The sequence below is a fragment of the Parviterribacter kavangonensis genome (assembly GCF_056863335.1).
In genome coordinates this window covers 1,394,336-1,414,099 of sequence record NZ_JBXPJA010000001.1, presented here as the reverse complement: position 1 = coordinate 1,414,099, position 19,764 = coordinate 1,394,336, and the positions used below count along the sequence as shown (strand labels likewise).

Below are 19,764 nucleotides of genomic sequence, written 5' to 3'. Positions count from 1 at the left end.
GCAGCTCCCCGAGGGCGTAGGCTCGCCGGCATGGCCTTCGAGGGCCACGCAGACTGGGAGATGTGGTTCTGGGCCGTCTTCGCGGCGTCGCGCAACCCCATGGCGATCGTCGACGGAGAGCGGCGGATCATGTCGGCCAACGAGTCGATGCAGAAGCTGCTCGGTCATGCAGAGGAGCAGCTGGCCGGCCGGCCGTTCGACGAGCTCTGGCGCGCGACCGGCACGATGTCGCCGGACGAGCGCTGGCGGTCGATGCTCGCCCGCGGTGGCGGGCACACGTCGGTCATGGTCGGCGACGGCAGGCGGCCGGTCGCGGCGGCGGAGCACGTCGCGCACGTCGGCGGCCGGCTCGCGGTCCTCATCGTCCTGACACCCGAGGACGGCGCCGAGGGCGAGCCGGCCGAGGAGGCCGCGACTGCGGGTCCGCTCACGCCGCGCGAGCTCGAGATCGTCGGCCTTCTCGCGATGGGAGCGACGAGCAAGGAGATCGCCGCGGACCTCCACGTCACGCACGAGACGGTCCGTACGCACGTGCGCAACGCGATGGCGAAGACCGGGACGCGAACGCGTGCGCACCTGGTCGCGGCATCCCTCTGCCGTGGCTTCCTACCCGCGATCTCCTCCACTTGAGGGATGGTTCGCACGCTGTGCCTTTGGCACAGTGCCGCGCGATGTGACTCGCTTCCGTCAGATCGAGCGCGCGCTCGAGATCCGTCACGCGGTGACGAACGCCCTTTCCGACTGGGACGCCCTCGGGTTCGACGCGCTCCTCGGCTCGCTTGGCGAGGCCCTCGGCGCGCAGTCCGTCACGGCGTGGGCGGCAAGGCAGTCGCGTCTGTCCCCGGTCGCGACGTGGCTGGCCGCGGACGCCGAGCCCTCGCCCCTCGCGCGCGTTGCGAGCGACGTCGTCGTGCGCGCGCGGAGCACCGGCGTGCCGGTGTCGGGCCCGGCGGCGCGACCTGACGGCGCACCCGGCCCGCGTGGTGTTCGTCAGCAGGTCGCGTTCCCCGTGTTGACCGTGACGGGTGTCCTGGCCGTCATCGACGTGCAGTCGCGGATCGGATTCGAGGTGAGCGAGACGCTCGCCCACCTGCTCGGAGGGGTCGGTCGCGAGCTCGGCGCGTTCTTCTCGTGCCGCGCTGCCTCTCTCGACCTGTCAGCGCGTGAGCGAGAGGTGCTCGAGCTGATCGCCGAAGGCCTGTCGGCGTCCGAGATCGCGATGCAGCTCGTCGTGAGTCCTGCGACGGTACGCCGCCACATCGAGAACGCGTACGGGAAGCTCGGCGTCAACGACCGGGTCTCGGCTGTCGTCAAGGCGATGCGAGCCGGGCTCATCGAGTGAGCTGCCCGGGGTTCGGACCAGTGAGACTACCTCGAGTACGAGGGCCGTCCGAGCGCTCAGCGAAGACCGTCGCGGGCGGCTTCCTCGACAGGCACGCGCGCGACTGAGCGCTCATCGAGCGGGCTGCGCGGCTCCGCATCGCCGGCGTCGGTGATGAGCCGCGCGCCACGTCCGCGCGTGGTGAAGCTGATGGTCCAGCGGATGAGGACGATCAGGCGGTTCTGGAAGCCGACGAGGTAGAAGAGGTGGACGAGGAGCCAGGTGAGCCAGGCCGGCAGGCCGTTGAGGCGGATCCAGTGGAGGTCGGCGACGGCGGCGGCGCGCCCGATCGTGGCGAGGTTGCCCTTGTCGCGGTAGTGGAACGGCTTCACCTCGTGGCCGCGGAGCCTCGCGCTGATGGCGCGCGCCGCGTAGCGGCCCTGCTGGATGGCCACCGGCGCGACGCCGGGCAGCGTCGTCGCCCGCCCGTCGGCTCCTCGAACACGCACCATGTCGCCGATCGCGAAGACCTCCGGATGGCCGGGAAGGGTCAGGTCCCGCTCGACGAGCACCCGCCCCGCCCGGTCGAGCTCGGCGCCGGTGAGCTGGCCGAGCCGGCGGGCGAGGATCGAGGCCGTGACGCCGGCCGCCCAGACGACCGTGCGCGACTCGACCGGCTGCTCGCCGTCGAGCGTCACGCCGCGGGCGTGGACGTCGGTGACGGCGGTGCTCGTCAGCACGGTCACGCCCAGCCGCTCGAGCGCACGCCGGGCCTTCTTCGACAGCGACGGCGGGAACGTCCCGAGCACGCGGTCTGACGCCTCGACGAGGAGGATGCGCGCCATGCGCGGATCCATCGCCCGGAAGTCGCGGCGCAGGGTGTCCCTCGCGAGCTCGGCGATCTGCCCGGCCATCTCGACGCCGGTCGGACCGGCGCCGACGACGACGAAGGTCAGCCACGCGTCGCGCGCCGCGGCATCCGGCTCGGCCTCCGCCGCTTCGAAGGCGCGGAGCAGCCTGCTGCGGACGGCGAGCGCGCTCTCCAGCGACTTGACCTCGGAGGCGTTCGCGCTCCACTCGTCGTGACCGAAGTACGAGTACTGCGATCCGCCACCGATGATGAGCGTGTCGTAGCCGAGCGTCTTCGGCGCGGGGACCTCTCCCACCGCGCGCAGGCCGATCTCGCGGTGCTCGAGGTCGAAGGCGGCGACCTCCGCGAGGACGACGCGGACGTTGGGACTGCGCTTGAAGATCCCGCGCAGCGGCTGCGCGATCTCGCCGGGCGCCAGCGCGCCGGTCGCGACCTGGTACGTCAGCGGCTGGAACAGGTGGTAGTTGCGCCGGTCGACGAGCGTGACCTCGACCGGCGCGTGGCGCAACTCGCGCGCCGCGTGCAGGCCGCCGAAGCCGCCGCCGACGACGACCACGCGGTGCGGACGCACATCGTGGCTCACGGTGCGGGCCGTCCGATCACGGGCATGGTGATGAGGGCCTGGATCTCGTCGATCCTCTCACCGGGCGACGGTGTGGGTGTCATGCCGGCAGCGTCCCGCCGCATCCGCGCGATCGCGCCCGCGTCCTCGCGGGCGCGGGCACGGGTCCACGCGCCGGCCGGGGATCCGCCAGGGGCCGCACGGGCGCGACCGGCGCTGGGGTCGGGAGACAGTGGCCATCCGCCTTGCGATCACGTCGAACGGAGATGCCATGGTGACCGCGCTCGACCGCGCCGATCACGTCACGGGCCCCGGGGAGGCCCGCGTCGTGCTGCAGTACGGCGACTTCCGGTGTCCGCGCTCCCGCGCGGCGTACCGCGCGCTGCGCTCGCGCGGCGACGACGTGCAGTTCGCGTTCCGGCACTTCCCGATGGTCGCACGCCGTCCGCACACGCTGGCGGCATCGCGGGCGCCCGAGGCCGCCGCGGTGCAGGAGCGCTTCTGGGAGATGGCCGATCGCTGGTCTCGCGCGGCCACGACGCGCGCCGCATCCACCTCGAGCGCTTCGGGGGCTGACGCCAGTGAACGGGCCGGGGTCGGCGCGGGCGCGACGGCGCGGACCTCGAGGGATGCTCGAGGGCATGTCCACCGCCGTTCCACCCACCCGCGCCGGATGCTGAGCCATGAGCGCGTCCGAGCTCCTGTCCCGCCTTGACGACGAGATGCCGGCCCCGCCGCTCGTCGAGCCCACCGTCTTCCTCGAGGACGACGTCCTGCCGAACGCCCTCGCGCGCGTGGAGCCCTTCGCGTTCGCACTCGCCTGCGCGCAGGCGATGTGGGGTCCTCAAGGGCCGCGCAACTGACCTCCGCTCGGAGCTTCAGGCGGCAGGCGGTGTGCCGGCCGGCTGCTGAGCGCGTCTCCGCAGCTCGGCGGCGTAGACCGCCTGCTCGTCGAGGTCGTACCCGGGCTGGACGTCTCGATGGTCCTCGCCACACGGACGTTCCTCGGGAAGCGCCCCCAGCTCGTGATCCGGCCGGGTGCTCTCGTTGTTCATCGACATCGGTGCTCCTTCGCCTGGCGGGTTGCCGGGGTCACCATGCCTCGATCATCCCACCGCACGGTGGGCCTGCTCAGTGAAGCTCGACTTCGACGGCGAAGTCGCCGACGTCCAGCGCGAGGACGTTGCGGTGCGGCTCGTTCCAACGGGCCGAGACGAACTCCGCCTCGCCGAGGTAGAAGCCGGCCCGGCGGCCGTCCACCCCGACCTGGAAGAAGAGCGTGTCGGGCTCGGGCGGCTCCTCGGCGTGGTCGTCGGGAACGGGCGTCCCCTCGCGCAGCTGCCCCGAGAAGAACGCGAGCATCGGGGGAGAGACCTGGTCGTGACGGCCGCCGATGACCACCGTCACGTCACGGCCGGCGAGCGCGCGCAACGCGCGCAGCGCGTCTGCATAGCCCAACATGGAATCTTCGGCAACGAGCATTGGGCCGCGAGTATGGGTGCGTAACCCCCCGAAGCGGGTCCGCCGATCGGCTGAGTTGCGGGATGGTCGGAGACTGGGCTGGTTGGCGCTAGCGCAGCGACCGGAAGGCGGTGCGCAGCTCGGACACGAGGAGATGCGGCTCCTCCCAGGCGGCGAAGTGCCCGCCCCGGTCGACCGCGTTGTAGTGCAGGAGATCGGGATACGCCCGCTCCGTCCACGTCCTCGGCGCCTCGTACTGCTCGCCCGGGAAGACAGTCACGGCGACCGGGATCGTGACGCCCTTGGCGTTGAAGAACCCGCCCTTGTACTCCCAGTACAGACGGGACGCCGACACGCCGGTGCCGGTCACCCAGTACAGCGTGATGTTGTCGAGGATCTCGTCGCGCGTGAGCTCGCCGTTCGCGCTGCTCGTCCGGTCGAGCGCGGAGGCGACAGCGGCCGCGGGCTGCCCGTTCGCGTCGTTGTGGTCGAGCAGCCACGCGGCGAGCCCAACGGGGGAGTCGGCGATGCCGTAGAGCGTCTGCGGGCGCGCCGCCATGTAGCGCGCGTACTCGACCTGCTTGAAGGTCCGCTCGAGCTGCTCGTAGGCGCGTCGCTCCTCGGCGGACAGCCCGGCGGGGGCGGGCTCGCCGGCGAGCAGCAAGGCGTCGACGTCGGCCGGGACGGTGGCCGGCATGTTGGTGTGGATCGCCAGCAGCCCGGCGGGCCGCTGCAGGCCCATCTGGTCGACGACGAACGCGCCCCAGTCACCGCCCTGCGCGACGTAGCGGTCGTAGCCGAGCCGGCTCATCAGCTCGGCCCAGGCACCGGCCATGCGCTCGGGCCCCCAGCCGGGAGTGGCCGGCTTGCCGGAGAACCCGTAGCCCGGCATCGACGGGATCACGACGTGGAAGGCGTCCGACGCGGGCGCCCCGAACGCGGTCGGATCGGTGAGCGGGGCGATGATCTTCAGCTGCTCGACGACCGAGCCGGGCCAGCCGTGGTTGACGATGAGCGGCAGCGCGTCCTCGTGCCGAGACCGGACGTGGATGAAGTGGATGTCGAGCCCGTCGATCTCCGTGATGAACTGCGGCAGCTCGTTCAGCTTCGCCTCGCAGCGGCGCCAGTCGTAGTCCGTCGCCCAATGGCGGGCGAGCGCCTGGAGCGGCGCCAGCTGCACGCCCTGCGAGGTGTCGTCGACCGTCTCGCGCTCGGGCCAGTTCGTGGCCGCGATGCGACGCCGGAGATCGTCGAGGACGTCGTCGGGGACGTCGACGCGGAACGGGCGGAGCGCGGTGCTGCCCGGTGACCGTCCGGTTGCGGTGGCCATGATCGGTCCTTCCGTTCGGGTTCGATCCTGCTGCTCGGACTCCGCGCGGAGCTTGCTTGCGTGCGGGCTCGATCGCGCCCGGGTGGTCACGGGCGGGGAACCCGGGTTGCTCTACTCCGCGACGGTCTCGCCGGAGCCGCCCAGCTCTTCGGGGAAGTCCTTGAGCTTCGGGAGGCCGTCCTTCATCGGGAGGACGGTCGATGCGTAGTTGACGTGCACCCCGGGCGTGAACGGGAACTCGGGGATCGTCGCCGCGAAGACATCGACCAGACCCCACTGCGGGTGGCGCGCGAGCAGATGGCCGCCGCAGGCCTTGCACCACTGGCGATAGGTCTGCTCGTTCTCGTGGTACTCGCCGATCTGGTCCTCTCCGCGGGTCACCTTGACCGCATCGGCGTGCCAGAGCGTGAACGCGTTGACCGGGGCGGCCGACCAGCTCCTGCAGGTGGTGCAGTGGCAGTAGCCGGCGCCCACCGGCTCTCCGGTGACGGCGATCGCGACCGCACCGCAGAGGCACTGCCCCGTGAAGGTCGCTTCGGCTTGGCTCATGTGCTTCCCCTTCCTGTGAGTCGGAGGTAGGTGGCGCCCGCCTCGCCGCGCGTCTTGACGTCGAGCTTGCGCAGGATGGCCGAGACGTGATGGGCCACGGTTCTCTGCGACAGGAACAGGCGCTCCGCGATGTCGCCGTTGCGCCTGCCCTCGGCGACGAGCACGAGGATCTCCATCTCGCGCGGCGTCAGGTTGGCCGGGTTGGCGCGCGTGCGCGCCCGCGGTCCGCGCGGCAGCCCGCGCGCACCTCGGCTGCGCAGGCGGCGCGCCACCATCGCGGCGGCCGGCGCGGCTCCGAGCCGCTGCAGCTCGTCGAGCGCGTGGCGCAGCGCATCGTCGTCGTCGCCGTCGGCCAGGGCGAGGGCGGCGTCGTACGGGGCGCCGACCTCCGTCCACGCCGCCGCCGCGGATCGCCAGTCGCCGGCGAGCAGCGTCGCCCACGGCTCTCCCGCGCCGGCGGGCGCGGGCTCGACGATGCCGGCCCGTCGCCGCCAGACGGCGAGCTCTCCCAGGTCGCGCGCCGGGTAGCGCCGCGCCAGCGCGAACGGGCCCTCGGTCTCGTGGATGCAGTCCTCGAAGCGCGCTTCGAGCCAGGCGGCCTCCGCGCGTGCCGCGCCGACTCGGCCAACCCTGCCCACCTCGCCCGACGGCGCGGCCAACCGCAGGGCATCGTCGAGCGCCTCCCAGACCGCCGGGTCGCCGCGCCGCGCGCGCACACGTCCGAGCGCCGCGAAGGCCAACGCCGTGGCGATCCCGGCCCCGCGACCGGCGAGCACCGCACCCGCCGAGTCAGCCGCGGCGGACCACTCGCCGCGGGCGAGCTCGACCACGCTTCGCACGGCGATCAGGTACGGCCGGAACGCGACGAGGTCGTGCTCGGAGCAGTAGGCGATCCCAGCGTCGACGTACCGAGCGGCGAGCGCATAGTCGGGTACGTAGACCGCGCCGGTCGCGAGGTAGCAGTAGGCGTAACCCGCGGCGTACTCGAGACCTTCGCGCCGCGCCGCGTGCAACGTACGCTCGAGCTCCTCGCGCGCGCCGGGGCGCTGCCGCTGGCATTCGGCACCCGCCATCTGCACGCGCGCCTCGGTGGCGCGCGCATGGTCGTTCAGCGCCTCGGCGACCTCCAAGCCGCGCCTGCTCCATTCGATCGCGGTGTCGAAGTCCTCGGCTCCGTGCGCCACGATCGACAGCCGCAGGTAGGCGTCGATCAGCTCCGGCCCCGGGGTCGCTTGCAGTGCCGCGACTGCGCGGTGCGCGATGGCCTCCGCATCATGCGTAGCTCCCAGGACCCAATGCGGCCAGACGAGCGCAGTCAGCGCCCGTCCCTCCTCACGGCGGTCCCCGAGCGCCGACCGGCACTCGAGCGCCTCACGGCCGCTGACGATGGCCGCGCGGAACTCGCCGATCAGCGTGAGCTCGGCGGTCTTGCGGTCGAGCAGCTCCGCTCGCACTTCGAGGGGGGCGGCGTCCGCGAAGCGCAGCGCGCGCTCGTACTGCGCAGCCGCCTCGCGATGGGCACCGACCGCCGCGGCGGCCCGTGCTGCCGCGGGCGCGAAACGGAGAACCGCGTCCGCATGGTGCGCCTCCTCGGCGTGATGGGCCAGGCGCGCCGCCTCGGTGTGGCGCCCGGGCCGATCCGCCAAGACCGCAAGCGCCTTGCTGTGGAGCGCGACGCGCACGTCCGGCGAGAGCGACCGCTCGAGCGCCAGACGCGACAGCTCGTGACGGAACGCCACTCCGCGGTCACTGCCGACGAGCATGCCGGCTGCGAGGCACTCCTCGAGCTCACCGTCGGCATGCGGCCGCAGCGCGGACAACGTCGCGACCTCGACCGGTGGCACCAGGACCGCCGTGGCATCGAGCAGGCTCCTGGCCCCGGCGCCGAGGCGCGCGGTTCTGGCCAGAACGGCGTCGCGCACGGTGGCCGGGATCTGCTCCTGCGCGGCCGCCAGCACCTCGGTGACGAAGAACGGGTTCCCGTCGGTCGCTTCGTAGAGCGAGTCGGCGTCAACCCTGTGTGGTGCGGCGAGCGTCGCGACCGCCTGCCGTGACAGCGGCGCGAGCGGCATGCGCACGACGTCCGGCGCGGTTGCGAGCTCGCCCAGCAGGACCCGCAGCGGTCCGAGACGATCGAGCGCGTCGTCCCGGTAGCTCGCGACGACGAGCACCGGCTTGCCGCCGATCCGGCGCGCGAGCAGCCCGAGGACGTCGAGCGTCGCCCCGTCGGCCCAGTGCAGGTCCTCGATCACGAGGAGCGTCGGCGCGGGTTGAGCCAGGTCGCGCAGGAGCGCGGCGGCGATCGGGTGCGGCTTCGCGCCTGCCGTGACGAGCGCTGCGGTCTCGTCGCCCGCCGCCTCGGCTACGTCCAGCAACGGGGCGAGCGGCTGTGGGGTGGCCATCGGGTCGCATCCGCCCAAGAGGACGCGCGTCCCACGACCGCAGCCGGCGCGTAGCGCGCGGAGCAGCGCCGTCTTGCCGATGCCGGCCTCGCCCGCCAGGAAGACGAAGCGGCCGTGGGAGATCTCCTTCGCCTCGTCGAGGAACGCGCCGAGAGCCGAGAGCTCATGGGAGCGCTCGAGCAGTCCGCCGGTTGCCGCACGGGGGACGGGGGTTCGTGAGGACATCGCGACTCTTCGCCGGAGCCATCCTCCACCCGCCGCGGCGAAAGGTCCAGCGTTCAGGCCCGTGCGTCCACGGGCGCCAGGCGGTCGGGCCCGGGGCGATCCTCGGCCCATGGCAGACACGACCGGCATTCACGCGACCGCGGGCGTTCCGACCTACCTGGGCAGAGGCGATTCCGCCGCGAGGTTCGCGGACTACTCCCCGGTTTGGGTCAACACGATGGCCGAGGACATCACCCTCGAGGGATCGATGCTCGACGGCGCAGTGCAGGGCGCCGATGCCGTCCGCGCAGTCATCGTCGCGGTGCGCCGGCTCTACGACCGCCAGGACTTCACCTTCGTCGGACCGTGGGGCGAGAACGGGTTCATCGAGGACTACACCGCCGAGGTCGGCGGCAAGCCGCTCGGCTGCCTGCACCTGATCACCTTCAACGCCGACGGGGAGGCGCAGCGCATCGCGGCCCACTACCGGCCGCTCAGCTCGCTGACCTTCTTCTCGCGCCTGCTCCGCGAACAGCTCGGACGGGCCCCGTACGCCGAGCACTTCCTGGCGGGGGAGGCATGAGCCGCGATGACCGCGACGACACCTTCCACCCGCGCGTACTCGACGGCCCCCAACGCCGTCGTCAGCGCCGCCAACGGGATCGAGTACGCCTACCGCGAGGTCGGCGCGGGCTCACCGACGCTCGTGCTGCTCAACCACTTCCGCGGGAACCTCGACAACTGGGATCCCACGCTGGTCGACGGCTTGGCGCGCAACCGGCGAGTCGTGGCGTTCGACAACACCGGCGTCGGCGGATCGACGGGCACGACCCCGAGCACGGTCGCGCAGATGGCGCGCGACGCGCTCGCGTTCCTCGACGCCCTCGAGCTCGGCCCCGTCGACCTCCTCGGCTTCTCGCTCGGGGGCTTCGTCGCCCAGGAGATCGCGCTGGTGAGGCCGGCAGCCGTCCGTCGGCTGATCCTCGCGTCGTCGGCTCCGCGTGGGGCCGCCGGGATGCACGGCTGGGCGCCCGAGGTGATCGGGGCAGTGGGCGGGCTGCAGCGCAGCCCGGACGGGTACCTCGGTGTGTTCTTCACGCGTTCGGCGGCGAGCCGGCAAGCCGGGCAGGAGTCCCTCGGACGGCAGTTCGCCCGCAGCGACGACCGGGACGAGCAGACGAGCTGGCAGACCCGCCAGGCGCAGTACGACGCGGTGTGCGAGTGGGGCATCCCGGACCACGGCGAGCTCCAGCGGGTCAGCGCGATCGGCATCCCCGTCCTCGTGGCCAACGGCGACGGCGACCCGATGATCCTGCCGCACTTCTCCCACCTGCTGGCCGGCCTGATCCCGCAGGCGGGACTGAAGCTCTACCCGGACTCGGCGCACGGGTTCCTGTTCCAGCACCACGCCGAGTTCGTACGCGACGTCGACGCGTTCCTCACGGTCGAACCACGGGCCGACCAGTGGTGGGACCAGGCGCGTCCCGGGCGCGGCGGGGACGCGCAAGGGGAACGCTGAGCTCGTCATGACGCCCCGACTTGAGAAGGAGATCGCCATGAGCTCGTTCACGCGTGAGAGGGCAGACGGCGCGACCGGACTTCGCGACGGCAGCGCCCGGGTCGGCGACGTGACGCTGCACTACGTCGAGGCCGGCACCGGGCCGCTGGTCGTCCTGCTGCACGGCTTCCCGGAGTTCTGGTTCAGCTGGCGGCTGCAGATCGAGCGGCTCGCGGCGGCCGGCTTCCGCGTCGTCGCGCCGGACCTGCGCGGCTACAACACGTCGTCGCGGCCGGACGGCGTCGCCGCCTACAGCGCCGACAAGCTCGCCGCCGACGTCCGCCGCCTGATCGAAGAGCGCGGCGCCCGATCGGCCCTCGTGGTCGGGCATGACTGGGGCGGAACGGTCGCTTGGACGCTGGCGATGAATCACCCCGGAGTCGTCGACCGGCTGGTCATCCTCAACGCCGCTCATCCGCGGAAGCTCAACGAAGGACTGCGCCACCCGAACCAGCTGCGGAAGCTCTGGTACTTCTTCTTCTTCCAGCTCCCCAAGCTGCCCGAGCGGATCGTGCGCGCCCGCAACTGGCGGTTCTTCCGGCGCTATCAGCGCGACGCGCGCCCGCCGTACACGCCGGAGGAGACCGAGCGCTACGTCGAGTCGTGGTCGCAGCCGCAAGCAGCGGCGGCGATCATCAACTACTACCGCGCCGCGGTCCGGGACTCCAAGCAGGCACAAGCGCAGCTTCGCCCGATCGCCGCGCCCACCCTGGTGATCTGGGGGGAGCGCGACCGCTACCTCGGGCGCAAGCTGGCCGAGCCCCATGCCGAGGACGTGCCCGGACTCGACCGGGTCGAGCGCCTGCCCGACGCGTCGCACTGGGTCCACCACGACGAGGCCGACCGCGTCAATCAGCTGCTCATCGACTTCTTCGCACCCGCGCACGCGGCGTCGACCGCCTGAGAGGAGCACGACATGTCTGCAACGGAGGCCACCGCACAGAGCGCGACCGCGGTCCGCGCGTTCGAGATCGGCTTCGACGAGTCGGCGCTCACCGACTTGCGCCGGCGCATCGCCGCCACGAGGTGGCCCGAGCGCGAGACCGTCGACGACGACTCCCAGGGCATGCCGCTCGCGACGATGCAGGAGCTCGCGCGCTACTGGGCGACGGACTACGACTGGCGCAGCTGCGAGGCGCGTCTGAACGAGCTGCCGAACTTCGTGACCGAGATCGACGGGCTGGACATCCACTTCATCCACGTCCGCTCGCGGCATGAAGATGCGCTTCCCCTGATCGTCACGCACGGCTGGCCCGGCTCGATCGTCGAGCAGCTGAAGATCATCGGGCCGCTCACCGATCCGACCGCGCACGGCGGCAGCGAGGCCGACGCGTTCCACGTCGTGATCCCGTCGCTCCCCGGCCACGGGTTCTCCGCGAAGCCGACGACCACCGGCTGGGATCCGGCGCGCATCGCCCGTGCCTGGGCGGAGCTGATGGGCCGCCTCGGCTACACCGAGTTCGTCGCGCAGGGCGGCGACTGGGGCGCGGCGGTAACGCAGCAGATGGGCATCCAGGCGCCGGCGGGGCTGCTCGGGATCCACTCCAACATGCCGGGCACCGCGCCGGCGGAGCTCGTCAAGGGCTTCGAGACGGGAGAGCCCGCGCCGTCCGGTCTCTCGGGCGACGAGCTGCGCGCGTACGAGCAGCTGAGGTCGTTCTACGCACAGCACGTTGCGTACGCGCTGATCATGTCGACGCGTCCGCAGACGCTGTACGGATTCGCCGACTCACCCGTGGACCTCGCGGCGTTCGCGCTGGATCACGGCGACGGGACGGGACAGCCCGGGCTGGTCAAGCAGGTCCTCGAGGGTCGCCTCGACAGCGCCCTCACGAAGGATGACCTGCTCGACAACATCACGCTCTACTGGCTGACCAACACCGGCGTCTCCGCAGCGCGTCTGTACTGGGAGAACAAGGCGGACTTCTTCGACGCCAAGGACATCTCGATCCCGTTCGCGATCAGCGTCTTCCCGGACGAGCTCTACCAGGCCCCGCGCAGCTGGGCCGAGCGCGCGTACCCGGACAACCTCATCCACTTCAACGAGGTCGACCGAGGCGGCCACTTCGCCGCGTGGGAGCAGCCGCAGCTCTTCACCGAGGAGCTCCGTGCCGCCTTCCGGTCGCTGCGCACATGAGCTCGGCGTCACTGGCCACGCCGGTCAGGCAGATCGCGGCCGGCCTGCTCGACGTCGGGTACGCCGACGTCGGGCCGGCCGGCGGTCCTACAGCCGTCCTGCTGCACGGCTGGCCCTACGACATCCACACCTACGACGACGTCGCGCCGCTCCTGGCCGCGGCGGGCTACCGGGTGATCGTCCCGTACCTGCGCGGCCATGGCACGACGCGCTTCCTCTCCGATGCGACGTTCCGCAACGGCCAGCAGTCGGTCGTCGCGGTGGACACCGTCGCGTTGATGGACGCGCTCGGGATCGAGAAGGCGATCGTCGCCGGCGCCGACTGGGGAGCGCGGACGGCCGGCATCGTCGCGGCGCTGTGGCCGGAGCGCTGCGCCGGGCTCGTCTCGGTGAGCGGGTACCTGATCGGCAGCCAGGCGGCGGGCGCGGTTCCCTTGCCGCCCGAGGCCGAGCGGCAGTGGTGGTACCAGTACTACTTCGCCACCGAGCGCGGCCGGGCCGGCTACGAACGCCACCGGCGCGAGTTCGCGAGGCTGATCTGGCGCACCGCCTCACCGGAGTGGGACTTCGACGACGCCACCTTCGAGCGCAGCGCCGTCGCGCTCGACAACCCGGATCACGTCGCGGTCGTGATCCACAACTACCGCTGGCGTCTGGGCCTCGGCGAGGGCGAGCCCCAGTACGCCGACCTCGAGCGGCGCCTCGCGGAGGCGCCCGTGATCACCGTGCCGGCGATCACCCTCGAAGGCGACGCGAACGGCGCGCCGCACCCGGATCCGAGCGCGTACGCGAACAAGTTCGCCGGCCCCTACTCGCATCAGACCCTCACCGGCGGCATCGGACACAACCTGCCTCAGGAGGCGCCGGAGGCCTTCGCGCAGGCCGTCCTCGACGTCGACACCCCCTAAGGAGCTCTCATGTCGGACACCACCTCCAACGCCCCGCTCACCGTCGTCCTCGTCCACGGCGCCTTCGCCGACTCCTCGAGCTGGAGCGGCGTCATCGAGTGCCTTCAGGCGAACCGCATGCGCGTGACGGCGGCGCCGAACCCGCTGCGCGGGATCGCGCACGACTCGGCGTACGTCGCCGGCTTCATCCGGCAGGTGCCGGGACCGGTGCTCGCCGTCGGCCACTCCTACGGCGGGGCCGTCATCTCCAACGCCGCGACCGGGCTCGACAACGTCGTCGGCCTCGTCTTCGTCGCCGCGTTCGCCCCCGACGAGGGGGAGCGCCTGGCCGACGTGACGGCCGGCTCGAAGGACAGCGTCCTCGGCTCGGCGCTGGTCCCGCTCGAGTATCCGGCGTCGAACGGCACGGGGACCGCCACGGAGTTCGCGATCGATCCCGCGCAGCTTCACGATGTGTTCGCCGCCGACCTGTCCGAGCAGCAGGCCGCCGTGCTGGCCGCGACCCAGCGGCCTGTCGCGGAGCTGGCGTTCTCCGAGCCGTCCGGCCCGCCCGCCTGGCGGTCGCTGCCGTCGTGGACCGTGCTTGCGACGCCCGACAAGGCGGCGGGTTCCGACGTGGTCCGTTCCATGGCGGAGCGTGCCGGCGCGACGATCACCGAGGCCGACGGCTCGCACGTGATCATGGTCTCGCGGCCCGAGCTCGTCGCCGAAGTGATCCGGACTGCGGCGGTCGCGGTCGGGGAGCGGGTCGGCGCTTCGGTGGCCTGAAGGGAGCCGCTCATGGCCAGCTTCGACTACGACGTCGTGATCGTCGGGTCCGGCTTCGGGGGGAGCGTCGCCGCGCTGCGCGCGGCGGAGAAGGGCTACCGCGTCGGCGTCATGGAGTCCGGCCGACGCTGGGCCGACGAGGACGTCCCGAAGACGCAATGGGACCTGCCGCACTTCCTGTGGATGCCGGCGGCCGAGCTCTACGGGATCCAGCGGATCGAGTACCTCGACGACGTGCTGATCCTCTGCGGTGCGGGCGTGGGCGGCGGCTCGCACGTGTACGCCAACACCATGTACGTCCCGCCCAAGCAGTTCTTCGAGGCGCCCGAGTGGGCCGGGATCAGCGACTGGGCCGACGAGCTCGCGCCGTTCTACGACCAGGCCCGCCGGATGCTCGGCGTGACGCGCTACCCCTACATGCCGACCGACGTCGACCGGGCCGTCCAGCAGGTCGCCGTCGACATCGGTCGCGCCGGAACCTTCAACAAAGCACCGGTCGGCGTCTACTTCGGCACGCCCGGCGAGGAGGCCGAGGACCCGTACTTCGGCGGCGTCGGGCCGCGGCGGACCGGGTGCATCTCGTGCGGCAACTGCAACAACGGATGCGGCTACAACGCCAAGAACAAGCTGACGACCAACTACCTGTACCTGGCGGAGAAGCTCGGCGCGCAGGTCCACGACCTCCAGGAGGTCTACGATCTCGCGCCGCTCGAGGGGGGCGGCTTCGAGATCCACGCCCGCCATCCCGGATGGGTCCAGCGTGCGGCGCACCGCCGCCGTCACACCTACACCGCCGAGCAGGTGATCGTCACCGCGCACGCCTACGGCTCGGCCAAGTTGTTGCATCACATGCAGCACAAGGGGCGGCTGCGCGAGCTGTCCGACCAACTCGGCCAGAGGGCGCGCACCAACTCCGAGCAGCTCCTGTACGTCACCCGCACCCACGAGGAGTGGGCAAGCGACCCTGACAGGATCCGCATCACGCCCGGGTCGGTCACGATCACCTCCGGCGTCTGGCCGGACGAGGTCACGAGCATCGAGCCGACCTACTGGGGGCTGGGCAGCAACGTCTTCGCGTTGCTGGGGACCTACCACCAGCACGGCGAGCAGCAGCACTCCTTCGAGACCTGGGCCAAGGAGATCCTCCGACACCCGATGGAGGAGCTCGGGCCCGCCGACCCGCGCCACTGGTCCGAGCGCTCGTTCGTCGCGCTGTGCTCGCAGACGACCGACACCTCGATCGAGCTGTACTGGCACGACGGTCTGCTGCGCAGCCGTCCCTCCGGGACGCCGCCCTCGGTGCACGTTCCGGCGATCGAGGCGTTCGTCGACCGCCTCGCCGAGAAGCTCGGCGGTCACGAGGCCGCCCTCGCCACCGAGGTCATCAACCGCAACGCGTCCGCGCACTTCGTCGGCGGGATCCCGATCGGCGAGGACAGGGAGACCGGCGCCGTCGACCCGTTCCTGCGGATGTTCGGTCAGCCCGGGCTGCACGTGATGGACGGCAGCGTCATGCCGGCCAACCCCGGTGTGAACCCGTCGCTGTCGATCACGGCCCTGGCCGAGCGCGCCATGGCGTTCTGGCCCAACAAGGGCGACGTTGACACCCGACCCCCGCTGGGGTCCGGCTACGACCGCATCGCCCCGGTCATGCCGCACCGGCCCTTCGTGCCGGCGGGCGCGGCGGGAGAGCTACGGCTCGACGCCACCAAGGACGACGTCATCCCCGCGTACCCCTACTGAGGAGGACCACGATGACGGACCTCGCCATCACCTCGTTCCGCACGGTCGGGCCGGCCGACGCGGTCCCGGACGGCCTCGTCGTTCCGTACTACCTGCAGGACATCAAGCGCCGGATCTCCGTCGCGCGCGTTGGCGGCTCGCTGCATGCCTTCGACGACCTCTGCACATGCGACGAACGAGCGTGCCCGCTCTCGGGCGGCCTCCTGACCGGGACGACGATCATGTGCCAGTGCCACGGCTCACGGTTCGACGTCACGACCGGCGCCGTGCTCTCCGGGCCGGCCACCGAGGCGCTGGAGGTCTACGACGTGCGGGAGGCGGACGGCCGCATCCAGATCCGGGCGTGACGTCGCGTGCCCGGCACCGCACCGACGCCGAAGGCCGTCGCGCTCGTCCTGCTGCCCGCGCTGGTGCTGCTGCTCGCGTTTGCGTTCTCCTACGTCGGCGCGTTCCATGAGCCGACGCCGCACCGCGTGCCGATCGCCGTCGTGGGACCGGCGCAGGCCGTCGCGCAGCTCGACCGTCTGCCGGGCGATCCGCTCGACGCCCGGCAGGTGTCCTCGCGCGCGGCGGCGCTGGAGCAGATCGACGATCGCGAGACGTACGGCGCCTTCGAGGTGTCCGCCAACCGCCTCTACGTCGCGTCGGCCGCCAACCGGGCGACCGCCGTCGCGCTGGAACGGACGTTCAACCGCGTCGCCGCGGCACAGCGCCGTCCGGCGGTGCGGGTCACCGACGTCAAGCCGCTCGCGCCCAGCGACCCGAACGGCACGGCTGCCTTCTACGCCATCATCGCGTGGGTCTTCGGCGGCTACTTCGGCGCGACGCTCATCGGGCTGGTCGGAACGCCACGCAGCCGCAGCAGGCGGCGGGCGGCCGCCCGGATCGGGGCGCTTGCGGGCTTCGGGATCGTCGCCGGGATCCTCAGCGTCGTGCTCCTGCGCGTGTGCTTCGACGTCTTCTCCGGTCACGTCGTCGCGCTGTCGGCTGTCGCGGCGCTGACCATCTTCGCCAGCGGCGCCGCGACGGCGGGCATCCAGGCCGCGGCCGGGCCGGCCGGGACGGCGCTCGTCATCCTCGTCTTCGTGATCCTCGGCAACGCGGCCTCCGGCGGGCCGTTCGCCCGCCCGCTGCTGCCGGGCTTGTGGAGGACGATCGGCGGCGTGCTGCCGCCCGGCGCGGGCGTTGACCTCGCGCGCTCGGCGCTGTTCTTCGACGGGTCCCGGGTGGCAGGCCCGATCCTCGTGCTCGCCGGGTGGGCGGCACTCGGCGCCGCGCTCGTGATCGCGCTGGGCGGCCGTGTCGTGACCATGGTCGAGGCGGAGACCGAGGCCGCGGCGGGAGCCGCCGTATGAGCGCACCGTCGCCGCGCGCGGGCGACCAGTGCGAGACCAGTGGTGACCCGGGCGCGACCCCCGGGGGCCGGAGGCATCGTCATGGCGCATGAGCACCGCTGGAGCACGCCCGGAGGCCGGCCCGCGGGTCGCGGCCGAGCCTCTCCACTACGACGTCTTCGTGAACGAGCCGCCGCCGCAGGACAACGGCGTGCTGCCGAACGGCGAGCCGAAGCGGTTCTCGCCGCAGGCGAGCACGCTCATCTACGGGCGCACCGACGCAGTGCTCACCGACCCGCCGATGACCTCGGCGCAGGCGCAGGCGCTCGGCGACTGGGTCGCGGCCAAGGACCGGAACGTCACCGACATCTTCATCACCCACGGTCACGGCGACCACTGGTTCGCCGCCGGCCCGCTGGCCGAGCGGTTCGGCGCGCGCGTGGTCGCGTCGGCGGGCACGATCGCCCAGATGCACGCCAACGTGGCGATGCGGCCGCTGCTCTGGGACGTGCTCTACGAGGGGATCCCGCCGACGCCGGTGACCGCGGTGACCGTGCCGGGGAACCGCTTCTCGCTCGAGGGGCACGACCTCGTCATCGTCGACGTCGGCCACAGCGACAGCGACGACACCAGCGTGCTGCACGTGCCGGATCTCGAGCTCGTCGTCGCAGGCGACGTCATCTACAACGGCGTGCACATGTACATCGGACAGAGCAGCGGTCCGGATCGCTTCGGTCCGTGGCGGGAGGCGATCACGCGGGTCGAGGCACTCGAGCCGCGCCACATCGTGTGCGGGCACCAGAACAAGGCGCTCGACGACGACGCGCGGCGGACGATCGCACTGACGCGGCAGTACCTCGACGACGCCGAGGCGCGGCTGCGCAGCGAGCAGACGGCCGTCGCCTTCTTCAACGCCATGCTCGAGCGGTACCCGGACCACCTCGGGCAGATGATCCTGTGGGTGGGGGCGAGGGCGATCTACGGGATGCGCGAGCATCCGGAGGAGAACCCCCGTCAGATCGTCCTCACCGCGTGGCTCTGACTCAGGGCACCATCCAGTCCAGTGCGGTGGTCGACTGGAGGTAGACGACCACGCACATGAACGCGACGAGGGCGACGCTCCACTTGAGCACCGAACGCATCAGGTCGCCCTCGCGGCCGGTCATGCCGACCGCCACTGCGGCGATCGCGAGGTGCTGGGCGGAGAGCATCTTGGCGAGCGCACCGCCCGAGCTGTTCGCGGCTGCGAGCAGCGTCGGCGGCAGCCCCGCGTCGTACGCGGCGGCCACCTGGAGGTCGCCGAACAGCGAGTTCGAGGAGGTGATCGAGCCCGTCGCCGCCGTGCCCATCCATCCGATCAGGGGGGAGATCAGCGCGAACACGCCTCCGGCGCCCGCTGCCCACAGCCCGATCGTGATCGTCTCGCCGGAGAGGTTCATCACGTAGGCGAGCGCGAGCACCGACGCGATCGTCACGATCGCGGGTCCCAGCCGGCGCAGCGTGTCCGCGTAGGCGCGCAGCGCCACTCGCGGGTCGATGTGCAGCACGAGCATCGCCAGCAGCCCCGACAGCAGGACGAGCGTTCCCGGCGACGCCAGCCAGTCGAACCGGAACGCGAGCACGCCGAGTGGCTCGCCGGCCGCGTTCTCCACGTGCAGACCCGGCCATTGGAACGACGCCGTCGGCGCGTCGAGGGCGCGGTCGACCGGGCCGAGCTGCGCGAGTCCGAGCACCACGATCAGGATCACGTAGGGCGTGAGCGCCGCCGACATCTCGCGATCGAAGCGCGGGCGTCGCACATCGGGACTCCGCCGCAGCCACAGCCACGTGAGCGTGGCGCCGAGCGACGCGAGCGCTGCGACGACGTCGGTCAGCTCGACCGAGACGTAGTTGGACGTGACGAACTGCGCGAGCGCGAACGTCACGCCGGCGACCGCGGCGATCGGCCAGGCCTCGCGCAGCCCGCGCCGGCCGTCGACGATCGCGACGACGACGAACGGCACGACGACGGCCAGGAACGGCAGCTGGCGCCCGACCATCGCGCCGAGGTCGTCCTCGGGCAGTCCAGTGACGCCGGACAGCGTGACGATCGGCGTTGCGATGGCACCGAACGCCGCCGGCGCGGTGTTGCCGATGAGCGCGGCGGCGGCCGCTTTGAGCGGCTCGAAGCCGAGCGCGATCAGCATCCCGCCGGTGATCGCCACCGGTGCACCGAAGCCGGCGAGCGCCTCGAGGAGCGCACCGAACGAGAACGCCACGATCAGGCCCTGGACGCGCCGGTCGGTCGAGGCGGTGCCGACCGCTCGGCGCAGCGCGTGGAAGTGGCCTGTCATGACGGTCATCCGGTAGATCCAGACGGCGTTGACGACGATCCAGGCGATCGGGAACAGCCCGAACGCCACGCCCTCCGCCGCGCTGTCGAGCGCCTGCCCCAGCGGCATGCCGTAGGGGACGACGGCGATCGCCAGCGCGACCGCGAGCGCGATCAGCACCGCGCGGTGCGCCGGCAGTCGCAGCCCCGCCAGCAACACGAAGAGGGCCACGAGCGGAAGGACGGCGACGAGCGTGCTCAGCCCAAGGGAGCCGCCGACGGGGTCGGTGACCTGCTGGTACATC

The 19,764-nt window shown here is 72.0% G+C and carries 20 protein-coding genes; 13 read left to right on the top strand and 7 right to left on the bottom strand.

Annotation, left to right across the window (positions count from 1 at the left end; genetic code table 11):
* Positions 1 to 30: 30 nt before the first annotated feature.
* Positions 31 to 630, top strand: a complete 600-nt coding sequence (locus AC1UE4_RS07275; RefSeq protein ID WP_482916555.1) for a helix-turn-helix transcriptional regulator — start codon at positions 31 to 33, stop codon at positions 628 to 630.
* On the top strand, positions 569 to 1,342 hold the full coding sequence (locus AC1UE4_RS07270; protein ID WP_482916554.1) for a helix-turn-helix transcriptional regulator: 774 nt from the start codon (positions 569 to 571) through the stop codon (positions 1,340 to 1,342). The genes AC1UE4_RS07275 and AC1UE4_RS07270 overlap by 62 nt, the downstream gene beginning before the upstream one ends.
* 56 nt (positions 1,343 to 1,398) lie before the next feature.
* Here the strand turns inward: AC1UE4_RS07270 and AC1UE4_RS07265 are convergent, their stop codons facing one another.
* The gene (locus tag AC1UE4_RS07265; RefSeq protein WP_482916553.1) at positions 1,399 to 2,775 is read right to left on the bottom strand and encodes an NAD(P)/FAD-dependent oxidoreductase; all 1,377 of its coding nucleotides are present in this window, start codon (positions 2,773 to 2,775) and stop codon (positions 1,399 to 1,401) included.
* 662 nt (positions 2,776 to 3,437) lie between these two features.
* Here AC1UE4_RS07265 and AC1UE4_RS07260 point away from each other — a divergent pair.
* Positions 3,438 to 3,617, top strand: coding sequence for a hypothetical protein (locus AC1UE4_RS07260; RefSeq protein ID WP_482916552.1), 180 nt, complete (start codon positions 3,438 to 3,440; stop codon positions 3,615 to 3,617).
* A 15-nt stretch (positions 3,618 to 3,632) separates the two neighbouring features.
* Here the strand turns inward: AC1UE4_RS07260 and AC1UE4_RS07255 are convergent, their stop codons facing one another.
* The 5 genes from AC1UE4_RS07255 to AC1UE4_RS07235 all read right to left on the bottom strand — a co-directional run bounded on the left by AC1UE4_RS07255 (position 3,633) and on the right by AC1UE4_RS07235 (position 8,721).
* Complete coding sequence (locus AC1UE4_RS07255) at positions 3,633 to 3,815, bottom strand: hypothetical protein (RefSeq protein ID WP_482916551.1); 183 nt, start codon at positions 3,813 to 3,815, stop codon at positions 3,633 to 3,635.
* Positions 3,816 to 3,885: 70 nt separating this feature from the next.
* The gene (locus tag AC1UE4_RS07250) at positions 3,886 to 4,215 is read right to left on the bottom strand and encodes a hypothetical protein (RefSeq protein WP_482916550.1); all 330 of its coding nucleotides are present in this window, start codon (positions 4,213 to 4,215) and stop codon (positions 3,886 to 3,888) included.
* A gap of 109 nt (positions 4,216 to 4,324) precedes the next feature.
* A complete protein-coding gene (locus AC1UE4_RS07245) occupies positions 4,325 to 5,635 on the bottom strand; it encodes an epoxide hydrolase family protein (RefSeq protein ID WP_482916549.1) in 1,311 nt (436 codons plus the stop codon).
* Positions 5,636 to 5,656: 21 nt separating this feature from the next.
* Positions 5,657 to 6,094, bottom strand: coding sequence for a GFA family protein (locus AC1UE4_RS07240; RefSeq protein ID WP_482916548.1), 438 nt, complete (start codon positions 6,092 to 6,094; stop codon positions 5,657 to 5,659).
* On the bottom strand, positions 6,091 to 8,721 hold the full coding sequence (locus AC1UE4_RS07235) for an ATP-binding protein (RefSeq protein WP_482916547.1): 2,631 nt from the start codon (positions 8,719 to 8,721) through the stop codon (positions 6,091 to 6,093). The genes AC1UE4_RS07240 and AC1UE4_RS07235 overlap by 4 nt, the downstream gene beginning before the upstream one ends.
* Positions 8,722 to 8,938: 217 nt before the next feature.
* Here AC1UE4_RS07235 and AC1UE4_RS07230 point away from each other — a divergent pair, with 217 nt between their 5' ends.
* The 10 genes from AC1UE4_RS07230 (at position 8,939) to AC1UE4_RS07185 (ending at position 18,190) form a co-directional block, all read left to right on the top strand.
* Positions 8,939 to 9,283: a hypothetical protein gene (locus AC1UE4_RS07230; RefSeq protein WP_482916546.1), complete on the top strand. Its 345-nt coding sequence runs from the start codon at positions 8,939 to 8,941 to the stop codon at positions 9,281 to 9,283.
* Between the two features lie 6 nt (positions 9,284 to 9,289).
* Positions 9,290 to 10,219, top strand: a complete 930-nt coding sequence (locus tag AC1UE4_RS07225) for an alpha/beta fold hydrolase (RefSeq protein WP_482916545.1) — start codon at positions 9,290 to 9,292, stop codon at positions 10,217 to 10,219.
* A gap of 37 nt (positions 10,220 to 10,256) precedes the next feature.
* Positions 10,257 to 11,162, top strand: a complete 906-nt coding sequence (locus AC1UE4_RS07220; protein WP_482916544.1) for an alpha/beta fold hydrolase — start codon at positions 10,257 to 10,259, stop codon at positions 11,160 to 11,162.
* 12 nt (positions 11,163 to 11,174) lie between these two features.
* A complete protein-coding gene (locus AC1UE4_RS07215) occupies positions 11,175 to 12,395 on the top strand; it encodes an epoxide hydrolase family protein (protein ID WP_482916543.1) in 1,221 nt (406 codons plus the stop codon).
* The gene (locus AC1UE4_RS07210) at positions 12,392 to 13,303 is read left to right on the top strand and encodes an alpha/beta fold hydrolase (RefSeq protein WP_482916542.1); all 912 of its coding nucleotides are present in this window, start codon (positions 12,392 to 12,394) and stop codon (positions 13,301 to 13,303) included. Before AC1UE4_RS07215 ends, AC1UE4_RS07210 begins: the two co-directional genes overlap by 4 nt.
* 9 nt (positions 13,304 to 13,312) lie before the next feature.
* Positions 13,313 to 14,071 carry an alpha/beta fold hydrolase gene (locus AC1UE4_RS07205; protein WP_482916541.1) on the top strand — a complete coding sequence of 253 codons (759 nt, stop codon included), beginning with the start codon at positions 13,313 to 13,315 and terminating at the stop codon, positions 14,069 to 14,071.
* Between the two features lie 12 nt (positions 14,072 to 14,083).
* A complete protein-coding gene (locus AC1UE4_RS07200; RefSeq protein WP_482916540.1) occupies positions 14,084 to 15,814 on the top strand; it encodes a GMC oxidoreductase in 1,731 nt (576 codons plus the stop codon).
* 11 nt (positions 15,815 to 15,825) lie between these two features.
* Complete coding sequence (locus AC1UE4_RS07195; protein WP_482916539.1) at positions 15,826 to 16,161, top strand: Rieske (2Fe-2S) protein; 336 nt, start codon at positions 15,826 to 15,828, stop codon at positions 16,159 to 16,161.
* A 6-nt stretch (positions 16,162 to 16,167) separates the two neighbouring features.
* Positions 16,168 to 17,169, top strand: coding sequence for an ABC transporter permease (locus tag AC1UE4_RS07190; RefSeq protein WP_482916538.1), 1,002 nt, complete (start codon positions 16,168 to 16,170; stop codon positions 17,167 to 17,169).
* 88 nt (positions 17,170 to 17,257) lie between these two features.
* On the top strand, positions 17,258 to 18,190 hold the full coding sequence (locus tag AC1UE4_RS07185; RefSeq protein ID WP_482916537.1) for an MBL fold metallo-hydrolase: 933 nt from the start codon (positions 17,258 to 17,260) through the stop codon (positions 18,188 to 18,190).
* A gap of 1 nt (position 18,191) precedes the next feature.
* On the opposite strand, the gene AC1UE4_RS07180 is transcribed toward AC1UE4_RS07185, so the two are convergent.
* The gene (locus AC1UE4_RS07180) at positions 18,192 to 19,763 is read right to left on the bottom strand and encodes an L-lactate permease (protein ID WP_482916536.1); all 1,572 of its coding nucleotides are present in this window, start codon (positions 19,761 to 19,763) and stop codon (positions 18,192 to 18,194) included.
* Position 19,764: the final 1 nt, after the last annotated feature.